The 20,161-nt window shown below is 66.0% G+C and carries 19 protein-coding genes; 15 read left to right on the top strand and 4 right to left on the bottom strand.

Going from position 1 to position 20,161, the window contains the following annotated elements:
• Nucleotides 1-77: 77 nt before the first annotated feature.
• The 6 genes from dut to MLE27_RS10965 all read left to right on the top strand — a co-directional run bounded on the left by dut (nt 78) and on the right by MLE27_RS10965 (nt 5,029).
• The gene (gene dut / locus MLE27_RS10990) at nt 78-521 is read left to right on the top strand and encodes a dUTP diphosphatase (protein WP_243312160.1); all 444 of its coding nucleotides are present in this window, start codon (nt 78-80) and stop codon (nt 519-521) included.
• A 113-nt stretch (nt 522-634) separates the two neighbouring features.
• Entirely contained in the window at nt 635-1,834 is a 1,200-nt protein-coding gene (locus MLE27_RS10985) for an aspartate aminotransferase family protein (protein ID WP_243312121.1), read from the top strand.
• Between the two features lie 557 nt (nt 1,835-2,391).
• Nucleotides 2,392-3,291 (top strand): 50S ribosomal protein L11 methyltransferase, encoded by a 900-nt coding sequence (locus MLE27_RS10980; protein ID WP_243312120.1) that lies wholly within the window; start codon nt 2,392-2,394, stop codon nt 3,289-3,291.
• 223 nt (nt 3,292-3,514) lie between these two features.
• Nucleotides 3,515-3,760 (top strand): type II toxin-antitoxin system Phd/YefM family antitoxin, encoded by a 246-nt coding sequence (locus tag MLE27_RS10975; protein WP_243312119.1) that lies wholly within the window; start codon nt 3,515-3,517, stop codon nt 3,758-3,760.
• Entirely contained in the window at nt 3,750-4,040 is a 291-nt protein-coding gene (locus MLE27_RS10970; RefSeq protein ID WP_243312118.1) for a type II toxin-antitoxin system RelE family toxin, read from the top strand. Before MLE27_RS10975 ends, MLE27_RS10970 begins: the two co-directional genes overlap by 11 nt.
• A 335-nt stretch (nt 4,041-4,375) precedes the next feature.
• Entirely contained in the window at nt 4,376-5,029 is a 654-nt protein-coding gene (locus MLE27_RS10965; protein WP_243312117.1) for a flavodoxin family protein, read from the top strand.
• Nucleotides 5,030-5,348: 319 nt separating this feature from the next.
• Here MLE27_RS10965 and MLE27_RS10960 read toward each other — a convergent pair whose 3' ends face one another.
• Nucleotides 5,349-7,178: a hypothetical protein gene (locus tag MLE27_RS10960; protein ID WP_243312116.1), complete on the bottom strand. Its 1,830-nt coding sequence runs from the start codon at nt 7,176-7,178 to the stop codon at nt 5,349-5,351.
• A 226-nt stretch (nt 7,179-7,404) separates the two neighbouring features.
• Between MLE27_RS10960 and MLE27_RS10955 the strand changes: the two genes are divergently transcribed.
• From MLE27_RS10955 to MLE27_RS10920, 8 genes are all read left to right on the top strand, one after another.
• A complete protein-coding gene (locus MLE27_RS10955) occupies nt 7,405-8,355 on the top strand; it encodes a UDP-glucuronic acid decarboxylase family protein (protein ID WP_243312115.1) in 951 nt (316 codons plus the stop codon).
• Between the two features lie 141 nt (nt 8,356-8,496).
• On the top strand, nt 8,497-9,447 hold the full coding sequence (locus MLE27_RS10950) for a glycosyltransferase family 2 protein (RefSeq protein ID WP_243312114.1): 951 nt from the start codon (nt 8,497-8,499) through the stop codon (nt 9,445-9,447).
• 3 nt (nt 9,448-9,450) lie between these two features.
• Complete coding sequence (locus MLE27_RS10945; protein ID WP_243312113.1) at nt 9,451-10,440, top strand: glycosyltransferase; 990 nt, start codon at nt 9,451-9,453, stop codon at nt 10,438-10,440.
• On the top strand, nt 10,441-11,913 hold the full coding sequence (locus MLE27_RS10940; RefSeq protein ID WP_243312112.1) for a B12-binding domain-containing radical SAM protein: 1,473 nt from the start codon (nt 10,441-10,443) through the stop codon (nt 11,911-11,913).
• A 250-nt stretch (nt 11,914-12,163) separates the two neighbouring features.
• A complete protein-coding gene (locus MLE27_RS10935; protein ID WP_243312111.1) occupies nt 12,164-13,087 on the top strand; it encodes a glycosyltransferase in 924 nt (307 codons plus the stop codon).
• A 109-nt stretch (nt 13,088-13,196) separates the two neighbouring features.
• On the top strand, nt 13,197-14,282 hold the full coding sequence (locus MLE27_RS10930) for an NAD-dependent epimerase/dehydratase family protein (protein WP_243312110.1): 1,086 nt from the start codon (nt 13,197-13,199) through the stop codon (nt 14,280-14,282).
• Nucleotides 14,283-14,449: 167 nt separating this feature from the next.
• The gene (locus tag MLE27_RS10925; protein ID WP_243312109.1) at nt 14,450-15,085 is read left to right on the top strand and encodes a hypothetical protein; all 636 of its coding nucleotides are present in this window, start codon (nt 14,450-14,452) and stop codon (nt 15,083-15,085) included.
• Between the two features lie 86 nt (nt 15,086-15,171).
• Nucleotides 15,172-15,624, top strand: coding sequence for a hypothetical protein (locus MLE27_RS10920; protein ID WP_243312108.1), 453 nt, complete (start codon nt 15,172-15,174; stop codon nt 15,622-15,624).
• 542 nt (nt 15,625-16,166) lie between these two features.
• Here the strand turns inward: MLE27_RS10920 and MLE27_RS10915 are convergent.
• The 3 genes from MLE27_RS10915 to MLE27_RS10905 are packed head-to-tail and all read right to left on the bottom strand — an operon-like array spanning nt 16,167 to nt 18,629.
• Nucleotides 16,167-16,664 (bottom strand): hypothetical protein, encoded by a 498-nt coding sequence (locus tag MLE27_RS10915; protein WP_243312107.1) that lies wholly within the window; start codon nt 16,662-16,664, stop codon nt 16,167-16,169.
• Nucleotides 16,665-16,707: 43 nt separating this feature from the next.
• A complete protein-coding gene (locus tag MLE27_RS10910; RefSeq protein WP_243312106.1) occupies nt 16,708-17,655 on the bottom strand; it encodes an ABC transporter ATP-binding protein in 948 nt (315 codons plus the stop codon).
• Entirely contained in the window at nt 17,652-18,629 is a 978-nt protein-coding gene (locus tag MLE27_RS10905) for an ABC transporter ATP-binding protein (RefSeq protein WP_243312105.1), read from the bottom strand. Before MLE27_RS10905 ends, MLE27_RS10910 begins: the two co-directional genes overlap by 4 nt.
• A gap of 71 nt (nt 18,630-18,700) precedes the next feature.
• Here MLE27_RS10905 and trmFO point away from each other — a divergent pair, with 71 nt between their 5' ends.
• A complete protein-coding gene (gene trmFO / locus MLE27_RS10900) occupies nt 18,701-20,035 on the top strand; it encodes a methylenetetrahydrofolate--tRNA-(uracil(54)-C(5))-methyltransferase (FADH(2)-oxidizing) TrmFO (RefSeq protein WP_279355790.1) in 1,335 nt (444 codons plus the stop codon).
• Nucleotides 20,036-20,161: the final 126 nt, after the last annotated feature.

Here is a 20,161-nt window from a genome sequence, read left to right as displayed (position 1 = left end):
CGAGCGATCAACCCCAAGGAGCCTCCGTGAGCCTCTCCGACCCGTCCATCGCCACGCCCGGGACCGCGCCCGTGACCATGAAGGTGAGGCATACGCACGCCATCTGGTCCGAGTTCAGCCTGGAGCCGGCCACCCCCGGTTCCGCCGGGATGGACCTGCGCGCCGCCATGGACGAGCCCGAGGTGGTGGTGGCCCCGGGGGCGCGCCACGCCTTCGGAACGGGCATCGCCATCGAGATCTGCGAGCCGGGCCTGGCGGGCTTCGTCTATTCCCGCTCCGGGCTCGGGGCCAAGCACGGCCTCGTGGTGGCCCAGGGCGTTGGCGTCATCGACCCGGACTACCGGGGCGAGATCGTGGTCTGGCTGCTCAACACCTCCCAAACCCCCAGAACCGTCGCCAGGGGAGAGCGCATCGCCCAGCTCGTCGTCATGCCGTACCGTCCGGTCATCATCCAGGCGGCTGACGAACTGGGCCAAACCTGCCGAGGCGAGGGCGGTTTCGGGCACACCGGCTCCCACTAGGGGCCGCGCCCACGCCCCACTCCACCGGCCACGGCCTTTTCCCTTAAAGGACTTTTGTTGACGAATCCGTCTCGCCGAGGGCGACGCGGACGATCTTCCATCGCGAGGCATCCATGAGCGAAAAATTCGAGGCACTCAAACAGCGCGTCGGCGCGTCCATCATGAACACCTACGGCCGCTACCCCCTGGCCATCGCCAAGGGCAAGGGCTGCGCCCTGTACGACCTGGACGGCCGCGAATACCTCGACCTGCTGGCGGGCATCGCCGTGTGCAACCTGGGCCACTGCCACCCCGAGGTCACCCAGGCCATCTGCGCCCAGGCCGGGCAGTTGGTGCACGTCTCCAACGTGTTCTACCAGGAGCCCCAGGCCGAGCTGGCCGAGGCCCTGCTGGGCACCTGGCGGCCCGGGCGCGCGTTCTTCTGCAACTCCGGCGCGGAGGCCAACGAGGGGGCCATCAAGCTCGCCCGGCGCTACATGCACGCCGTGCGCGGGGAGGAACGCCACGAGGTCATCACCCTGGTGAACTCCTTCCACGGGCGCACCCTGGCCACCCTGACCGCCACCGGGCAGGACAAGGTCAAGGACGGCTTCCATCCCCTGCCCGAGGGCTTCGTCACCGTGCCCGCCGGAGACCTGGACGCGCTCAAGGCCGCCATCGGCCCCAAGACCGCCGCCGTGCTCATCGAGATCATCCAGGGCGAGGGCGGCGTGAAGCCCTTCCCCGTGGACTACCTCAAGGGCGTGCAGGCGGCCTGCCGCGAGGCGGGCATCCTGTTCATGGTGGACGAGATACAGACCGGGCTGTGCCGCACGGGCAAGTGGTGGGCGCACCAGCACTACGGGCTGGAGCCGGACGTCATCACTTCGGCCAAGGCCCTGGCCAACGGCCTGCCCATGGGCGCGGTGCTGGCCACCGAGGAAGTTGCCGCCGGTTTCGTGCCCGGCACCCACGCCACCACCTTCGGCGGCGGGGCCGTGCTTTGCGCCGCGGCCTCGAAGACCCTCGAGATCATGGACCGCGACAAGCTGGCCGAGCGCGCCGCGCGCATGGGCGACTTCGCCAAGGCCCTGTTCCAGGACGTGGCCGAGTGCAACCCCGGCAAGATCAAGGAAGTGCGCGGCCTGGGCCTGATGATCGGCATCGACCTGGCCGTGGACGGCCAGAAGGCCTGGGAGGGGCTCACCCGGCGCGGCTTCATCCTGAACCTCACGGCGGGCTCCGTGCTGCGCCTGCTGCCGCCGCTCATCATCACCCAGGAGGAGCTCAAGCGCTTCGCAGAGGCCCTGGGCGACGTGCTGGGCGACCTGTAGTTGATTGCGTAAACTGTCCTAGGCGTACCCTTCGGGGTGCGCCTTTTTTATTTCAAGCCTCTGAGTTTTGCGACACACATAAGCAAGTATATATAATAATACAATATTGTACCTCTATAGTATTGACAAATTTATGCAATATTTTGATATTGCACCCGGAGGTGTGATATGAAAATTCAAATTGAGTGGAGAAAACGCCCTAACCCGGACTATGAAAACGATTGGCATTGCTGCCCCCACTGCCAGAATTGGCCTGGTGACGGGAGCGTCCCGGCGCCCGACAAACGATGGGTTGATGAAGGGAAAAGACCGCCAGGGGATATTTGCGAACATTGCATTAGGCTTTGGAAAGAAGCCACTTGCAACCAGCGTACCCGCAAGGTTCCAGACTAGTAAGCTATCTCAGGCAGCCCATGCCAGAATTCCTGCTGGCAAATACGGAAAATCCTTGGATTTTGTTTCGTTAGTCCAACATGCCACTGGGCCGGGTCGCTTGACCCGGCCTTTTTTTTCGCTCACAAGCGGGCTCTCCAATAGAAAACACGCGTGAGGCCATCATGTCCAAGCTGCTCAAGACCGAACTCGTCATCCCCGGAACCATCGACCCCTTCGAGCTCGAAGCCATGGGCGAGGATGTGGCCGCCTGGCTCTCCGCCAACTCCCTGCAAGGCTGGGAGGAGCTGGTCGGGCCCGTGAGCCGCGACCTGACCTTCCGCTTCTACCTGGAGCCCGAGTCCCCCATGGCGGCCATCATCAAGGACTACGCCGCCTCCCGCTGGCCCGCCGCCACGGTGAGCATGGAGTCCCTGGAGCAGCAGGACTGGTCCGCCGCCTGGCGCGAATTCTTCACCCCCATCGACATCGGCGGCCGCTTCGAGATCGTGCCGCCCTGGCTGGCCGACGCCGACCACCACGGCCTGGAGCCCATCATCATCGAGCCCAAGATGGCCTTCGGCACCGGCCACCACGCCACCACGGCCCTGTGCCTGGGCGGCATCGCGGACATGGTGGCCAAGGGCCGCGTGAAGCCCGGCGACTCCTTCCTGGACCTGGGCACCGGCTCCGGCATCCTGGCAATCGGCCTGGCCAAGCTGGGCTGCAAGGGCATCGGAGCGGACATCGACCCCCAGGCCGTGCTCTGCGCCGCCGAGAACCTGGAGCTCAACAAGCTGCCCGCCTCGGGCGAGCCCGACGCCCCCATCCGCCTGGTGGTGGGCGGGCTGGAGGCCCTGGCCCCGGGCGCCGTGTTCGACTGCATCGTGGCCAACATCCTGGCCCAGCCGCTCATCGACATGGCCCCCCACCTCATCACGCACCTCAAGCCCGGCGGCGCGCTGGTGCTCTCCGGCCTGCTGACCACCCAGGCCCCTGCCGTGGCCCTGGCCTACACCCGCCTGGGCATGCCCGAGCCCCTGCGCAAGGACGAGGGGGAATGGAGCGGGTTGTTCTGGATGTAGAGAGGCGCACTCGCCGGCTTCACTCAAGGACTTCAGGGAACCGGCCCCCCAAGGCCGGTTCCCAGGACTGCCCTTTCGAATGCGAGGGACGTCCCTATCACCTCCAGTCAAGTTTTCCCCTCCCCTATCAGCGCTTCCGCGCACCGAAACGCTCAAGTTGACTCACACCTGAAACGGCACTAATTTTAATGCCAAATAGCACGCCGAAACAGGAGCCTTCCGCATGGAGACCATCTACTCCAACAAGACCGTGAGCGTCACCGAGCTCAAGCGCAACCTCAGCGCCATCCTGAGCGAGGCCGGGGACGACCCCGTGGCTGTGCTCAACCACAACAAGCCGGAGGCCTACCTGCTCTCCGCCGCGTACTACGAAAGGCTCCTGGAGCGCCTGGAGGATCTGGAGGACGCTCGCCTGGTCCGCGAACGCGCGGACGGGCCTTTCGTGGAAGTGGACATCGATGCGCTATAGGCTGCGCTTCCACGAGCTCGCCCTGAAGGAATGGAAGAGGCTGGATGCGACCCTGCGCGAGCAGTTCAAGAAAAAGCTGGAAGAACGACTGGAGAATCCTCGCGTGCCCGCTGCCGCGCTGCGGGGCATGCCGGACTGCTTCAAGATCAAGTTGCGCAGTGCTGGGTACCGCCTGGTTTACCGCGTCGAGGACGACATCGTCTTCGTGACCGTGGTCGCGGTTGGCTGGCGCGACAACCTCCGAGTATACGACAAGGCGCAAAACCGCGTGTCCGAGTGATGCGGGAGGAGTCGCCTCCGGCGGCCAAAGGGGCTTCGCCCCTCTGGACTCCCATCCTGCTTCGCGAAACCAGCAGCCTCAATTCCTCCGCTTTGACGCCGTGAGACGCGTTGTCTGCTGGCGGGTGCGCCTGGGCCCGGGGCCAGGATATTCTTCCGATATATCCGGCCCCGCGCCCAGACGCTCCCGCCAGCAGACTCCAATTGGCTGAGTCAACTCTCCCTCTCCCCGGTTCCCTCCCGGTGCCTCGCTATCATTTCCGACCGTTCTTGCGCGCATCTCCCGCAAAGCCGTATGAGCAGCACTACTCATCCTACTACCAAGGGAGACACCCCATGAACGTACTGGCCATCAACGGCAGCCCGCGCAAGAAGTGGAACACCGCCACAATGCTTGAGAACGCCCTGGAAGGGGCCAAGAGCGCAGGCGCGGCCTGCGAGCTGGTGCACCTCTACGATCTCGACTTCAAGGGCTGCATCAGCTGCTTCGAGTGCAAGAAGATCGGCGGCAAGAGCTACGGCCGCTGCATCGTGCGGGACGGCCTGACCCCCATTCTGGAGAAGGCCGCCTCGGCCGACGCCCTGATCGTGGGCAGCCCGGTCTACTTCGGGGCCGAAACCGGCGAGACCCGCTCCTTCCTGGAGCGGCTCATGTTCCCTTTCACCACCTATACCCCGGGCTACGCCTCCATCTTCCCCGGCAAGCTGGCCACCGCCCTGGTCTACACCATGAACGTGAAGGAGGAGATGCTCGAACAGCTCGCCTACGACAAGTTCATGGGCCGCATGCAGGGCACCATGGCTCGCATCTTCGGCTCCTGCGAGGTGCTCCTGGCCACGGACACCTACCAGTTCAAGGACTACGGCAAGTACCTCTCCACCGTGTGGGACCCGGTGGCCAAGGCCAAGCGGCGCGAGGAGGTCTTCCCGCGGGTCTGCGCCAAGGCCTTCGAGCTGGGCAGGAAGCTGGCCTCCGCCAAGGCGTCCTGATCCGGAATAGATGGATGATCGAATGAGTGGGCGGAGCCTGACAGACGGCAGGCTCCGCGCCGAAGCGGATTCAGCATTCTGACAGGGGATGTAAGGGAGCGACTCCGGCGGCCAAAGGGGCTTCGCCTCCCTGGGCTCCCGCACGGCTTCACGGGGCTAGGGCCTCGATCCCTCCGCTCCGACACCGTGAGACGCGCTGTCTCTTTGGGGGCCGCCCCCCGGGGGCCCGGGCGCTTTTTCTAAAAAATACATCGGTCCGTTGCGCGCCGGGGCGACACCACAGGGGGACTCCAACAAAAAAATCTACCCCGGCCCGGGCCTACTCCCCCAGCACCCCGCGCCAGACCGCCAGCACCCGGCCGAACTCGTCCAGCGCGGCCACCATCAGCGGCGTCCCCGCCGGAACAGGCCCCGGCAGCGGGCAGGCCAGCCCCACTTTTCCAGGTGCCGCCGCCACCGCCAGAGGCCTGGTCAGCGGCAGCAACGGCCGGGAAGAACTGAAGGCCGCAATCCCGCCGACGCCGACGAACCAGCCCGAGGCCCCGTCCAGCGCCGCGGGCCAGCCCTCCACCACCAGCAGGGCCTCCGCCCCGGACTCGGGGCCGCGCCGGACGTGCGCCACGGCCAGGCGCACCACCCGGCCCCCCAGCGCCCGCAGCACCAGCTCCTCCATCCCCTTGATGTCGCGCAGGCCGAAGCCCGTGGTGCGCAGCCGCACCGCGCGCCCGAAGAAAGCCGGGTCCGTGAGGCGCAGCCGCCCAGGCTCCTGGGGGGACGCGAACAAAAGATGGGCCTGCTCCTGGTCGTTCCAGAGCAGGTAGTCGCGGTAGGGCGCCAGAGGCCCGGCCCCATTCGAGATCATGGAGACCAGGCTCCCGGGCTCGGTGACGGCCGCGCCCAGGAGGGCCATGTCCACGCGCGGGGCCGCGCCGCCCGGGAGCTCCAGCCTTCCCTGGGCGTCCACCACGCCGCTCCCGGCATCGTGGGCCTCGAGGCGCAGCGTCATCAGGGTCAGGCCCGCCAGGATCAGCGCGGCCAATGGCCCGGGGTGCAGCAGCATGCCGTCCCGCAGGGCCAGCGCGGCCAGCAGCAGGCACACCGGCAGCAGCCAGAAGAGGTAGTGGATCAGCTCGAAAGCGTAGATGTTGTGCGGGGTGAAGTCGTTGTAGAGGCTGTAGGCCAGCAGGCACAGCAGCAAGGAGGCCCCGGCCCCCCCGGCCCACGCGCGGTCCCGCCTCCAGGCGGCCCACAGCCCCAGCGGGGCCAGCAGCAGCCAGGGCATGCGCGGCAGCAGCGCGGTGCGGGCCTGGCCGTACACGGGCAGGCCGTCCACGAACAGGGAATACGCCTTGCGGACGAGCCCGCGCCAACCGAACCCCACCTGCGCCGAGTTGAGCTCGTAAGGCGTGCGCCAGGAGCCGAACACCCACACGTTCAGGCCCGCCACGCAGAGCGGGAACAGGGCGAACAGCGTAAGCCCCGCCAGCAGCGCGCCCAGGCGTTCGCGTCCGCTGTCCGCGCGCAGGCAGGAGCAGGCGGCAATGGGCAGCAGGAAGGCGGCGTCCACGGGGCGGACCAGATACGCGGCGCCGGCCAGGGCGAAGAGGCCGAGCGTCCTGCCCAGGCTGAAGCCCGGCAGGCCCGACACCCAGAGCATGCCGTAGGCCAGGCTCATGGTGGGGATGGTGTTCCAGGGCTCAAGCAGGGAGATCCCGGCCTCGACGCTCAGCAGCCACAGGCACAGCCCGAGCAGCGCCGCGCTGGCCGCCGGGCCGAACCAGCGCCGGGCGAGCATCCAGAAGAGCGCGGCCGCAGCCAGGGTGCAGGCCAGGTTCACCGGGAGGAAAAGATGCAGGGGCAGCGACCGGGCGAAGGGCGCGCCCAGCAGGGGGTAGCCCAGGGGGTACCAGTAGGTCTGGGGGTCCAGGCTGCCCGCACCCAGGGAGCGGGCGCTCTCCAGGTAGCGCAACTGGTCCCAGTGGGCCCACCAGCCCTTGGCGCAGCCGTCGAAGGGCAGGTCCGGGTGGGAGAGGTAGGCCGCGAAATAGAGCGCGGCCAGGCCCAGCAGGCCGAGCGTGGCGAAGGCCGGCGCGGCGCAGAGGGCGTCCAGGCGTTCCTTGAGGGCGGCAAATGTTGGGCGAAGTCGCATGAGCCCGGCATCCTAGTGGGATTGATCGCAAAGCCTTGACGCGGCTGCCCAGGCAGGTACATGGAAAATACCGGAGCCACAAGCTCCGGGGCCTGTGCGCACCGCCGCGCGGCGTGCGGCGGCGGACGGCGCGATGCGTGGCCTCAAGCCGATTTACAAACATCACAAAGCGGTTTACAGCGCGCAGGCAAGGCCTTTTCATCTCACCCACAAAGGATCATCCGACATGCATCTGAACAAACGAGTGCTCGTAACCGGCGGCGCGGGTTTCCTTGGTTCCCACCTGTGTGAACGTCTGCTCGCCGAGGGCTGCGAAGTCATCTGCCTGGACAACTACTTCACGGGCACGAAGCTGAACATCCAGCACCTCATGGATAATCCCAACTTCGAGCTCCTCCGCCACGACGTCACCTTCCCGCTCTTCATCGAAGTGGACGAGATCTACAATCTGGCCTGCCCCGCCTCGCCCATTCACTACCAGTTCGACCCCGTGCAGACCACCAAGACCAGCGTGCACGGCGCCATCAACATGCTGGGCCTGGCCAAGCGCGTGAAGGCGAAGATCATGCAGGCCTCCACCTCCGAGGTCTACGGCGACCCGCACGTGCACCCGCAGCCGGAGTCCTACTGGGGCAACGTCAACCCCATCGGCTACCGCTCCTGCTACGACGAGGGCAAGCGCTGCGCCGAGACCCTGTTCTTCGACTACCGCCGCCAGCACAACCTGCGCATCAAGGTGGTCCGCATCTTCAACACCTACGGCCCGCGCATGCACCCCAACGACGGCCGCGTGGTCTCCAACTTCATCGTGCAGGCCCTGCAGGGCAACCCGCTGACCGTCTACGGCGAAGGCCAGCAGACCCGCTCCTTCTGCTACGTGGACGACTTGATCGACGGCTTCGTGCGCTCCATGAAGACCGCCGACGAGTTCACCGGCCCCGTGAACCTGGGCAACCCCGGCGAGTTCACCATCATGGAGCTGGCCAAGCTGGTCATCGAGTACACGGGCTCCAAGTCCAAGATCGAGTACCGCCCGCTGCCCTCCGACGACCCCAAGCAGCGCAAGCCGGACATCACCCTGGCCAAGCAGGCCCTGGGCTGGGAGCCCAAGGTCAAGCTGGCCGACGGCCTCAAGAAGACCATCGAATACTTTGACTGGTTTTTGAAAAGGAAATAAGACCGCTCCCGGCGCTTCCAGACCCCCGGCCCAGGCCGGGGGTCTGCGCCGTTGCGGGCCGGTTCCCGCCACGGAAGCCCGACAGCCACTTCAAGGAGAAACCGGAGGCGGGCGCCACGCCCGGCCCTCCAGCAGCAGCGCATGCCTGACACCGTGCAGAAATCAATCGCCATCGTCGTTCCCGTCTACAACGAATCCCAAGGGCTGGACGCGCTCCACCAGCGGCTCAGGGCCGTCATGGAGACCCTCCCCTATGACTGGAGGATCGTGCTCGTGGACGACGGCAGCGCCGACGCCTCCTGGGAAAAGATCAAGGAGATCGCCTCGCGCGACGAGCGCGTGAAGGGCCTCATGCTCTCGCGCAACTTCGGCAAGGAGATGGCCCTCACCGCCGGCGTGGAGCTCTGCGCCGACGTGGACGCCGTGATCTGCATCGACGCGGACCTGCAGCACCCCCCCGAGCTCATCCCCACCCTCACCGCCAGGTGGGAGGAAGGCTACGAGATCGTGGCCACCGTGCGCGAGGCCGTGGCCGACTACTCCCCGCTGAAGAAGTTCGGCTCCAAGGCCTTCTACTGGGTGATGACCCGCTACTCCGACCTGGACATCCCCCCCTCCAGCACGGACTTCCGCCTGCTGGACCGCAAGGTGGTGCACACCCTGCTCGAGTTCACGGAGCGCACCCGCATGTTCCGGGGCCTCATCGACTGGATGGGCTTCCGCAAGACCTACATCCCCTTCGTGGCCCCCGCGCGCGACACCGGGCAGGTGGGCTACTCCTTCAAGAAGCTCTTCAACCTGGCCGTGAACAGCTTCACCAGTTTTTCGCTCCTGCCCCTGCGCTTCACCGGCTACCTGGGCCTGACCATCATCGCCCTGTCGCTGCTGGTCCTCGGGTTCATGCTCACGGGCAACGTGCTCTGGGGCGCCAACTATACGCCCATGGCCTTTTTCACGGTGTTCAACACCTTCCTCATCGGCATCGTGCTCTGCGGGCTGGGCATGGTGTCGCTCTACATCGGCCACATCCACACCGAAGTGGTGCAACGGCCCCTCTACATCATCCGCGAACGCGCGGGCCGCTGGGAGTAGACCATGCCAGAGACCCTTTTCAGCATCATCATCCCCTTCAAGGAGCCCGGCGTCCTCGTCGAGGAGTGCCTGAGCCACATCTTCGAACTGCGCGAGCAGCGCTTCGAGGTGATCCTGCTGCCCGACGCCCCCCTGCCCGAGGGCGAGGTGAAGGGCGTCTACGCGCACCCCGCCGTGTCCATCCTGCCCACCGGCGCGGTGAGCCCGGCCATCAAGCGCGACATGGGCGCGGAGGCCGCCAAGGGGACGTACCTGGCCTTCATCGACGACGACGCCTACCCCGACTCCACCTGGCTCACCGTGGCCCTGCTGGCCTTCGAGCGCGAGCCCGACGTGGTAGCCGTGGGCGGCCCCGCCCAGACCCCGCCCTCCGACCCGTTCTGGGCCAGGGCCTCTGGCGCGGTGTTCCTCTCCCGGCTGTCGGGCGGCTTCCCGCAGCGCTACCTGCCCCTGCCCCCGCGCCGCGACGTGGAGGACTGGCCCACCGTGAACCTCATGGTGCGCCGCGAGGCCTTCCTGGCCGTGGGCGGCTTCGACAACGCCTTCTGGCCCGGCGAAGACACCAAGCTCTGCATGGACCTGACCCAGCGCACCGGCGGGCGCATCCTCTACCTGCCGGAGATGCTCGTGTGGCACCACCGCCGCTCCGGGCTGTGCAAGCACCTCAAGCAGATCGGCAACTACGGCGCGCACCGGGGCTTCTTCGCCCACAATTTTCCGGGCAACTCCCGGCGGCTGGCCTACTTCCTGCCTTCGCTGTGGCTCCTGTTCCTGGTGCTGGGCTTCTTCGCGCTGCCCGACTGCCTCTACGCGCTGGGCATCAAGGTGTATCTGTTCACCCAGTTCATCGCCGTGCTGGACATCCTGCGCCGCGAGCCCCTGGACGTGACCCTGGCGTCCATACCCTACATCCTGCTTACGCACCTGTGGTACGGCTGGCGCTTCCTGCGCGGCTGGTTCACCAAGGACCTCAAGAGCACCCTCGGCAGATAAATGAAAGTATCCGTCTCCTATCCGCCCCTCGAATCGAGCAAGGGCGTTGCCCTCTTGTCCCAGAACCGCCAGTTCCAGTGGTTCACCAACCCCACCTACATCTATCCCATGGTGCCCTCCTACGCGGCCAGCCTCTGCCAGGAGCGCGGGCACCAGGTGTTCTGGGACGACGGCATCGCCGAGGAGATGACCTACGCCGACTGGCTGGCGCGCATCACCCGCGAGAAGCCGGACCTGATCGCCATGGAGTCCAAGACGCCGGTCATCAAGCGCCATTGGCGCATCGTGGAGGAGCTCAAGCGCCTGCTGCCCGGCTCCAAGGTCGTGCTCATGGGCGACCACGTCACGGCGCTGCCCGGCGAATCCATGGAGAACTGCCCCGCCGACTTCGTTCTGGCCGGGGGCGACTTCGACTTCCTGCTGGCCGGGCTGGCGGACTTCCTCTCCGGCAAGGCCGAGGCCCTGCCCGGGGGCGTGTGGTACCGCGAGAACGGCGAGATCAAGAGCAGCGGCCCCGCCTCCCTGGAGCACGACCTGGACCAGCTCCCCCACATCGACCGCAAGCTCACCCGCTGGGAGCTCTACGCCTACAAGAACGGCAACTTCAAATACACGCCCGGCACCTACATCATGGCCGGACGCGACTGCTGGTGGGGCAAGTGCACCTTCTGCTCCTGGACCACCCTGTACCCGGGCCGCAACTACCGCACCGTCTCCGTGGAGCGCCACCTGGACGAGATCGAGGCCCTGGCCGACATGGGCGTGAAGGAAATCTTCGACGACTCGGGCTGCTTCCCCAAGGGCCAGTGGCTGGAGGACTTCTGCAAGGGCATGGTCCGCCGGGGGCTGCACAAGCGCGTGGTCATGGGCTGCAACATGCGCGTGGGCGCGCTCAGCCAGGAGCAGTGGAACCTGCTCAAGGCCGCCAACTTCCGCTTCATCCTCATCGGGCTGGAGTCCGTGGTGCAGTCCACCCTGGACAGGCTGGTCAAGGGCATCAAGGTGGCCCAGATCGAGGAGACGCTGCGCATGTGCAAGAAGGCCGGGCTGGCCCCGCACATCACCACCATGGTGGGCTACCCCTGGGAAACCAAGGAGGACGCCAAGGCAACCATCGCCTTCGCCAAGCGCATGTTCACCCAGGGCTACCTGGATACGCTGCAGGCCACCATCGTGGTGCCCTACCCCGGCACCCCGCTCTTCGCCGAGGCCCGCAAGCAGGGCTGGCTCACCACCGAGGACTGGGACGACTACGACATGCGCCAGAGCGTGTGGAAATCGCCCATTTCCAATGAAGACGTGTTGCAATTCAAGAACGAACTCTATAAGGCCGCCCTTACCCCGGCGTTCATCCTGCGCAAGGTGCTTTCCATCCGCAGCATGGACGACATCGCCTTCTTCTATCGCGCAGCCGGGAAGCTGATCGGGCACCTGCTCAACAGCCGCAAAGGCTGCGCGGAATGCAAGAAATAACGGGTGGATGATGGAGTGGCTCCGCGCGGCCGGAAGTCTTCACGGACTGCGCGGGGTGCGGGAAACAACAGGCGGCAAGGCAAGGCGGGGCTCCGCCCCGCACCCGGCCAGGGCCCTGCCCTGGACCCGCCGGGGGAAATGATTTCCCCCGGACCCCCTCGGCGGGGACACAACCGGATACCCGGCCCCGGCCGGACGGTCCGGACATATCTCGCATGAACGGACAGAGCCGGAAAAACGTAAGCCCAGCATGAACCCTGAACGCGTCTCCATAGTCGTCACCACCCGCAACGAATCCCGCAACATCGGCAACTGTCTGGACTCCATCAAGGCCCAGACCTACCCCGCCGAGTTGATCGAGATCATCGTGGTGGACAACGCCTCCACCGACGACACCAAGGAAATCGCCGCCCGCTATACGGACAAGGTGTTCGACAAAGGCCCCGAGCGCTCCGCCCAGCGCAACTTCGGTTTCGCCCAGGCCGGCGGCGGCGTGTTCATGTTCCTTGACGCGGACATGATCCTCTCGGCCACGGTGGTCGAGAAGTCGGTCATCATGCTGCAGCACGGCTTCGGCGCGCTCTACATCCCTGAGATCGTGCTCGGGAAGGGCTTCTTCCCCACGGTGCGCCGCTTCGAGCGCAGCTTCTACGACGCCACAGTGATCGATTGCGTGCGCGCCTTCACCCGCGAGGCCTTCCAGGCCACCGGCGGCTTCGACGAGCGCCTCACCGGCCCCGAAGACTGGGACTTCGACCGCCTCATGCGCGACAGCACCCGCGTGGGGCTTCTCTCCACGTACGAGTTCGACGACGTGGACGCCTACGTCTCCCGCCTGCCGGAGAGGACCTTCGTGCCCTGGCTGGTGGACTACGAACGCCGCACCAAGGACGACACCCCGCTGCTCTTCCACAACGAGGCGGCCTTCGAGCTCTGGCGCTACCTGACCAAGAAGACCTATTACGGCAACTCCTTCGAGACCTACGTGGCCAAATGGCCAGCGGGCGACCCGGACGTGCGCCGCCAGTTGGGCATGCCCTACAGGTTCTTCGGCGTATTTTTCGAGCAAGGCCGCTGGCGCAGGCTGCTTAAGCACCCGCACCTGGCCTTCGGCATGTATTTTCTGCGGTTTATGGTGGGCTTCATGTTTTTGGTGGGCAAACTCATAAAATAAATACACCCCGTTGCCGGGTCCAGGGGAGGCTCTCCCCTGGCGGGTGCAGGGCTGAGCCCTGCCGGGGGTTTGGGGGCGGCGCCCCCAACGTATCCTCAAGGAGCATCGCATGTCAGTCGCCATCGTCACCGGCTCCGCCGGTCTGATCGGTTCGGAAACCGTCCGCTTCTTCGCGGACAAAGGGTTCGACGTCGTCGGCATCGACAACAACCTGCGCAAGACCTTCTTCGGCGAGGACGCTTCCACCGAGTGGAACCGCCAGCGCCTCGAAGACGGCGTCAAGGGCTACACCCACTACGACGCCGACATCCGCGACCACGACGCCATCAGCAAGATCTACGGCCGCTACGGCAAGGCCATCAAGGCCGTGATCCACTGCGCCGCCCAGCCCTCGCACGACTGGGCCGCCTCCGACCCCTACATGGACTTCACCGTCAACGCCAACGGCACCCTGGTGATGATGGAGAACTTCCGCCAGCACTGCCCCGAGGGCGTGTTCATCTTCACCTCCACCAACAAGGTCTACGGCGACACGCCCAACTACCTGCCCCTGGTGGAGCTGGAGAAGCGCTTCGAGCTGCAGCCCGGCCACAAGTGGGAAGGCGGCATCGACGAGACCATGTCCATCGACCAGACCAAGCACAGCCTGTTCGGCGCCTCCAAGGTGGCCGCCGACGTGGTGGTGCAGGAGTACGGCAAGTACTTCGACCTCAAGACCGGCGTGTTCCGCGGCGGCTGCCTCACCGGCCCGGCCCACTCCGGCACCAAGCTGCACGGGTTCCTGTCCTACCTGATGCGCTGCTGCATCACCGGCAAGAAATACTTCATCTACGGCTACAAGGGCAAACAGGTCCGCGACAACATCCACAGCTACGATCTGGTCAACTCCCTGTGGCACTTCTTCGAGAAGCCCCGCGTGGGCGAGGTCTACAACATGGGCGGCGGGCGCTACTCCAACTGCTCCATGATGGAAGCCATCGACATGTGCCAGGAGATCACCGGCAACACCATGAACTTCGAGTACGACGAGACCAACCGCATCGGCGACCACATCTGGTGGATCTCCGGGCTCAAGAAGTTCGAGGAGCACTACCCGGACTGGAAGATGACCTACGACGTGCCCAAGATCCTGCGCGAGATCTACGAGGTGCAGAAGGACGTGGTGAAGGAAGGCGGCGCGAACGGCGCCTGCTAGAACCGCGATTGGCGAGAATTGACGAAGGGGGCCTTAGGGCCCCCTTTTTTTTGTCCTACCCCCAACTTTCTCCCCACATAGCCCTATGTGGGGAGACAACGATTCCTTCTTGAATATGATGCGTCCCATTACCCGGAGCACCGGGATATCCACACAAAGGACGCACCATGAAAACAGAAAAGGAATTCAAGGACAATCTGGCCGCCTACTGGCGCAGGCTGAACGCCGCCTGCGGCGTTCCGGCAGGAACCCACCCCGACGACCCCAACCCCGCCGGAACCTACACCGCGCCCCAGGCTGTGAATCCGCACGCTCTATCTCAGTGCGTATCGTACCTCGACCCTGGATTTGACGCGGTCTACGCCTCGCTCCTGAGCGACCCCGAAGTCCTGGTCATTCTCCAGGACCATTGGAACGACACCTTCGTCCCCAACGACCTCGGCCCCGCCCCTGCTAATCCCCACGCGCAACTGCGCTGGTACACCCTGCGCGACCTGAACGACTTCCACCACAAACGCCATTTGGCCGACTTCAAGGACGCTCGGAAGCACCGCACACGGCAGCGGATAGAAACACTCCTCGCAAGACTGAAGAGGCTCGATCCCCTTTTCGAAGGCACCAACGCCGTGATGCAGCACAATTTGGAACACTTACCCGCATCGGCCAGGCGCGCCGCGCAGGGAGTGTTCGAACGTGACCCTCATGAGGTGCTCGAATTCTATCGGGAGATGCGCGCGGTCTCGGAAAACACAGCGAAGATCTACCACAATCGGCGCATCGCCCGGCGCCAGGGAGCAGACTGACCGAACCGGCGGCAATGCTTCGATGGCGAAGGTGGTGCAACGCGCTGACGGGCCATCCCGTCAGCGCCTAGATTAGGGAGACTCACATGGAACCTTATGTCGATGGCCTTACTAACAGCTTCATCAACGCCCAGGACCAGACGGGCGATCACTTTGGAGACAACTTCAATGGGGGGACCCTGGTGGTGTCTGGCCCCGACGAAGGCCAGCTAGGTGCTCAGACCCCGGGGCCTGACACTCAACGGCAAGCTCCTAATCGCGAGTTGGGACCTTTGAAATGGCGGGCGAACCCATTTCCTGATTATTTGCGAAAAGCACACGGCAAAGCGGGCGCAATCCTCGGCGCTGGGATAGGGGCTCGTATCGGTCAGGCGGGCGGCGTTCCAGGTGCCCTTGCAGGGGCTGCCATTGGTGGTCTTGTTGGCGCTTATGGTGACGATGCCTTGGATTACATCGGCATTCCTTCGGATATCGAGATCGATATCCCCGGTTCCTACCCGGCGGAGTGCGATGGCAACACCTGCGACAGGATGGATTGATCTAACAGCCGGCATCCTGTCTCCAGGCAGGATGTCCGGCTAATGTCCCAATAATTTTACAACAAAAAGAACTGCCCCAAACAACGTGATACTGCCAACAAAATCACGCCACAAAGCTGCCGTTAACAATTGAAGTTCCTGATATGACAACTCAACTTCCATTGCGCCCTACCAATAGATGAAAATGAGCGAGAACACAGCCGCCGCTTTGAGCAGCAGATACAAAGCAACACGCCACATGGGCCAGCCGAACCAGAAATACCATCCGGCCGGAAGCGAATAAGCCCCATAATACGATCCGTAGGGGATTCCTCTCACAGTACACCTCCAAGAGAGCGCGGAGAGGTTCCAACTCCGCTCGGGCAACACGTCATGCCAACTGAATACATGCTAATCTATTCCCAGAAACAGCTCAAGAATATCCTGCAACGACTTCTTTCCGGCCTGAAGCCATGCCCCCCTCGCACAAAAAAAAGCGGGAGCCATCCGGCTCCCGCTGCATCCATTCTCATCTTCCCCCGGGCCTTGGCCCGGCAACCGCGCTAGTGCACGGTCTTCTCGCCCGCAGGCGTATCCGCCGCCGAGGACTCCATCAGCCGCTTCCTGTATGCGGCCACCTGCTCCAGCTTGTTCCACTCGGTGAACATCTCCAGCCAGGTGTCGAAGTCCACGTTGTGCTCGTCCAGGTAGTTCTCGTGGCCTTTGAGCCACAGGCCGAACATGTGCAGCTCGATGCGGAAGTCCTTGGAGTCGATGGTCTTGGTCACCACGCCGGGGCCGTAGCGCTCGCCGTCGTAGAGGCGGCAGACGAACGCGCCCACGTTCTGGCAGGAGGACTCGTAGGTCAGCTCCTGGTTGTTGGTCTCGTCCAGCAGGGGGGCCAGGTCCGGGTGTTTCTTGCGGCACTCCTCCACCACTTCGGCGGGAACCTCCAGGAAGGTTTTCCCGTCGCGCTCGACGGTGAAGTAGAACCTGGCCCAGTGCTCGAAGCTGAACACGCGGGAGAGGTCGCAGATGACGTTGTTGCAGGCGTTGGACATGCTCTATCGCTCCTTAACGTGATATCGAAGTGGTGTGTGCGCCTCAGGCCCGGTGGCAGCGCACCAGATGCCCGGGCGCGGCCTCCCGCATGGGGGGCTCCTGGGCGCAGTCCGGCCCGGCCAGCGGGCAGCGGGGAACCAGGGGGCAGGCCCCCTCCCCGGCGCTTTCGCGGGCTTCGGGCGCGGCCCCGCGCTCCTGCCTGACGGCCGGGTCCGGCACGGGGATGGCCGCCAGCAGCATCCGCGTGTACGGATGGAGCGGCGCATCGTACAGCGCCGCCGCCGGGGCCAGCTCCACCAGCCGCCCCGCATACATCACGGCCACCCGGTCGCTCAAGTGGCTGACCACGGCCAGATCGTGCGAGATGAACAGGTAGGTCAGGCCCAGGCGCTCCTTGAGGTCCTGGAAAATATTGATGACCTGGGCCTGGATGGACACGTCCAGGGCGGAGACGGGCTCGTCGCAGACCACCAGCCTGGGGTTCAGGGCCAGGGCGCGGGCGATGGCCGCGCGCTGGCGCTGCCCGCCGGAGAACTGGTGCGGGTAGCGCCCCGCGTGCTCGGGCGAGAGGCCCACCATATCCAGCAGTTCGGCCACGCGCGCCCGGCGGGAGGCCTTGTCCCCCACCTTGCGCGCGTCCAGGGCCTCGCCCACGGACTGGGCCACGGTCATGCGCGGGTCCAGGGAGGAGAACGGATCCTGGAAGACCATCTGGACCAGCTCCGGCAGGCGGTCCGTCACCTCCTCGGTGCGCCAGAGGTCCATGCCGTCCATGAGCACCTGGCCCGAGGTGGGCGCGTCCAGGCGCACGGCCATGCGCGCCAGCGTGGACTTGCCGCAGCCCGACTCGCCCACCAGCCCCACGGTCTCGCCGTGGGCCACGGCCAGGTCCACCCCGGCCACGGCGTGCACGGGCACGGCCCGCGAGAACGCGCCGCGCCGCACGAAATAGGTCTTGCGCACGTCGCGGAACTCCAGGCAGGCGCTCATGCCCGGCCCCCTTCGGCGTGCAGCCAGCAGCGCGCCTCGCGCCCCGGCTCCGGGCGGAAGACGGGGGGAATTTCCCGTCTGCAACGATCCATCACGAAGGGGCAGCGCGGGTGGAAATGGCAGCCCGAGGGCAGCGCGGTGAGCGGCGGCACGGTGCCCGCCACCGGGGTCAGGCGCTCGTGGCGCGAGCCCAGCCTGGGCAGCGAGGCCATAAGCCCCTGGGTGTAGGGGTGCAGCGCTTTGGCGAACAGCGCCTCCACGGGGCTGACCTCCACCAGGCGGCCCGCGTACATCACGCCCACGCGGTGGCAGGTCTGGGCCACCACGCCCAGGTTGTGGGTGATGAAGAGCATGGCCAGCCCGCGCTCGGCGGCAAGGCCGGAGAGCAGCTCCAGGATCTGCTTCTGGATGGTCACGTCCAGGGCGGTGGTGGGCTCGTCGGCGATGAGCAGACGGGGGCCGCAGCCAAGGGCCATGGCGATCATCACGCGCTGGCGCATGCCGCCGGAAAGTTCGTGGGGGTAGGCGCGCAGCACGGCGCGGGGGCCTGGCAGGCCCACCTGTTCGAGCAGTTCCAGGCAGCGGGCCTCGGCCTGCCGCTTGTCCAGGCCCTTGTGCAGCAGCAGGGGTTCGGCCAGTTGGACGCCCACGCGCATCACGGGGTTGAGCGCGGTCATGGGCTCCTGGAAGATCATGGCGATCTCGGCCCCGCGCAGGGCGCGCAGCTCCTCCTGGCTCATGGCGGTCAGTTCGCGCCCGCCGAAGAAGGCCCTGCCCCCGGATATCCTGCCCGGGCGCGGGATCAGCCCCAGGATGCCCAGGGAAAGCACTGTCTTGCCGCAGCCCGACTCGCCCACGAGCCCGAAGACCTCGCCGGGGGCGAGGTCGAAGCTCACGCCGTCCACGGCCGGGGCCAGGCCCCTGGCGGTGTCGAAGGCGGCGCTGAAATCCTGAAGGCGCAGAAGCGGGTCCATTTTTCCCTTGTGAGCCAGGCGTTCGGCCCGTACACCTACGGCTTTCGTAAAACTTAGGCAAGGAGCGCGCGTTGAGCCCCAAAACCGTAGCGATTGTCGGCGGCGGCCTGGCTGGCTGCGAATGCGCCATGGCCCTGGCCCGGGCCGGGGTGAAGGTCACCCTTTTCGAGATGCGCCCCCTGCGGCGCTCCCCGGCGCACACCGGGGACGACCTGGCGGAGCTGGTCTGCTCCAACTCCCTGCGCTCCGACGACCCGGACGCCGCCATAGGCCTGCTCAAGCGCGAGATGGAAGCCCTGGGCAGCGTGGTCATGCGCGCCGCCCGCGCCACCGCGGTGCCCGCTGGCAAGGCCCTGGCCGTGGACCGCGAGCTCTTCGCCCGCGAGGTGACCCGCGCGGTGGAGGCCGAAGCGAACATCACGCTCGTCCGGCAGGAGGTGGCCTCCCTGGACGACCTCGCCCTGCAAGGCTTCGACGCCGTGGTCATCGCGGCCGGGCCCTTGGCCAGCGAGGGCCTGGCCCAGAGCCTGGCTGCGGCCGTGGGCGCGCAGAGCCTCTATTTCTACGACGCCATCGCGCCCATCATCTTCACCCACTCCATCGACTTCAGCAAAGTGTTCTCCGCCTCCCGCTGGGAGGAGGGCGAGGGCGACTACCTCAACAGCCCCATGGAGAAGGACGAGTACCTGGCCTTCCACCAGGCCCTGCTGGACGGCGAGAAGGTGGTGCCCCGCGAGTTCGAGAAGGAGATCCACTTCGAGGGCTGCATGCCCGTGGAGGCCCTGGCCGAGCGCGGCGTGAAGACCCTGGTCTTCGGCCCGCTCAAGCCCGTGGGCCTCACGGACCCGCGCACCGGCAGGCGGCCCTACGCGGTGGCCCAGCTACGCCCCGAGAACGCGGAGAAGACCTGCTACAACCTGGTGGGTTTCCAGACCAAGCTCAAGTACCCCGAGCAGGAGCGCATCTTCAGGATGCTGCCGGGGCTCGAAAACGCCGAGTTCGCCCGCCTGGGCTCCATCCACCGCAACACCTACGTGGACGCCCCCAAGGTGCTCACGGACGACCTGGAGCTGGCCGCCCGCCCGGGAGTGTACCTGGCCGGGCAGATCACCGGCGTGGAGGGCTACCTGGAGAGCGCGGCCTGCGGGCTCTGGCTGGGCCTGCACCTGGCCGGGGGCCTGAGCCTGCCCCCGCGCGAGACGGCCCTGGGCGCGCTCCTGGGCCACCTGCGCACGCCCGTGAAGAAGTTCCAGCCCTCCAACGTGAACTTCGGCCTGAGCCCCGACCTGACCGAGCGCGCCAAGAAGGACAGCCGCAAGGCCCTGTACGCCGCGCGGGCCAGGGCGGCCTGGGAGCGGTGGATGGAAGGCGGGAAAGAATCGGAAGAGAAGCAGGAAGAGAAGTAGGGAGAGAAGCAGGAAGAGAAGAGGGGGGGGGGGGCCCCCCCCCCCCCCCCCGGGGGGGGGCGCCCCCCCCCCCCCCCCCGGGGCCCCCCCCCCCCCCCCCCCCCACCCCCCCCCCCCCCCAAACAC

It is taken from the genome of Fundidesulfovibrio agrisoli, from assembly GCF_022808715.1.
Taxonomy (GTDB): Bacteria; Desulfobacterota; Desulfovibrionia; order Desulfovibrionales; family Desulfovibrionaceae; genus Fundidesulfovibrio; species Fundidesulfovibrio agrisoli.
The sequence above is the reverse complement of the archived record's forward strand: the minus strand, read 5'-3'. Positions and strand labels throughout refer to the sequence as shown.

Excerpts from the sequence above, each read along its gene's own strand:
- MLE27_RS10985 (WP_243312121.1), top strand. The coding sequence starts at position 635 with ATGAGCGAAAAATTCGAGGCACTCAAACAGCGCGTCGGCGCGTCCATC.
- MLE27_RS10980 (WP_243312120.1), top strand. The coding sequence starts at position 2,392 with ATGTCCAAGCTGCTCAAGACCGAACTCGTCATCCCCGGAACCATCGAC.
- MLE27_RS10940 (WP_243312112.1), top strand. The coding sequence starts at position 10,441 with ATGAAAGTATCCGTCTCCTATCCGCCCCTCGAATCGAGCAAGGGCGTT.
- MLE27_RS10975 (WP_243312119.1), top strand. The coding sequence starts at position 3,515 with ATGGAGACCATCTACTCCAACAAGACCGTGAGCGTCACCGAGCTCAAG.
- MLE27_RS10965 (WP_243312117.1), top strand. The coding sequence starts at position 4,376 with ATGAACGTACTGGCCATCAACGGCAGCCCGCGCAAGAAGTGGAACACC.
- MLE27_RS10915 (WP_243312107.1), bottom strand. The coding sequence starts at position 16,664 with ATGTCCAACGCCTGCAACAACGTCATCTGCGACCTCTCCCGCGTGTTC.
- MLE27_RS10955 (WP_243312115.1), top strand. The coding sequence starts at position 7,405 with ATGCATCTGAACAAACGAGTGCTCGTAACCGGCGGCGCGGGTTTCCTT.
- MLE27_RS10925 (WP_243312109.1), top strand. The coding sequence starts at position 14,450 with ATGAAAACAGAAAAGGAATTCAAGGACAATCTGGCCGCCTACTGGCGC.
- MLE27_RS10950 (WP_243312114.1), top strand. The coding sequence starts at position 8,497 with ATGCCTGACACCGTGCAGAAATCAATCGCCATCGTCGTTCCCGTCTAC.
- MLE27_RS10935 (WP_243312111.1), top strand. The coding sequence starts at position 12,164 with ATGAACCCTGAACGCGTCTCCATAGTCGTCACCACCCGCAACGAATCC.
- MLE27_RS10960 (WP_243312116.1), bottom strand. The coding sequence starts at position 7,178 with ATGCGACTTCGCCCAACATTTGCCGCCCTCAAGGAACGCCTGGACGCC.
- MLE27_RS10930 (WP_243312110.1), top strand. The coding sequence starts at position 13,197 with ATGTCAGTCGCCATCGTCACCGGCTCCGCCGGTCTGATCGGTTCGGAA.
- MLE27_RS10905 (WP_243312105.1), bottom strand. The coding sequence starts at position 18,629 with ATGGACCCGCTTCTGCGCCTTCAGGATTTCAGCGCCGCCTTCGACACC.
- MLE27_RS10910 (WP_243312106.1), bottom strand. The coding sequence starts at position 17,655 with ATGAGCGCCTGCCTGGAGTTCCGCGACGTGCGCAAGACCTATTTCGTG.
- dut (WP_243312160.1), top strand. The coding sequence starts at position 78 with ATGAAGGTGAGGCATACGCACGCCATCTGGTCCGAGTTCAGCCTGGAG.
- MLE27_RS10920 (WP_243312108.1), top strand. The coding sequence starts at position 15,172 with ATGGAACCTTATGTCGATGGCCTTACTAACAGCTTCATCAACGCCCAG.
- MLE27_RS10945 (WP_243312113.1), top strand. The coding sequence starts at position 9,451 with ATGCCAGAGACCCTTTTCAGCATCATCATCCCCTTCAAGGAGCCCGGC.
- MLE27_RS10970 (WP_243312118.1), top strand. The coding sequence starts at position 3,750 with ATGCGCTATAGGCTGCGCTTCCACGAGCTCGCCCTGAAGGAATGGAAG.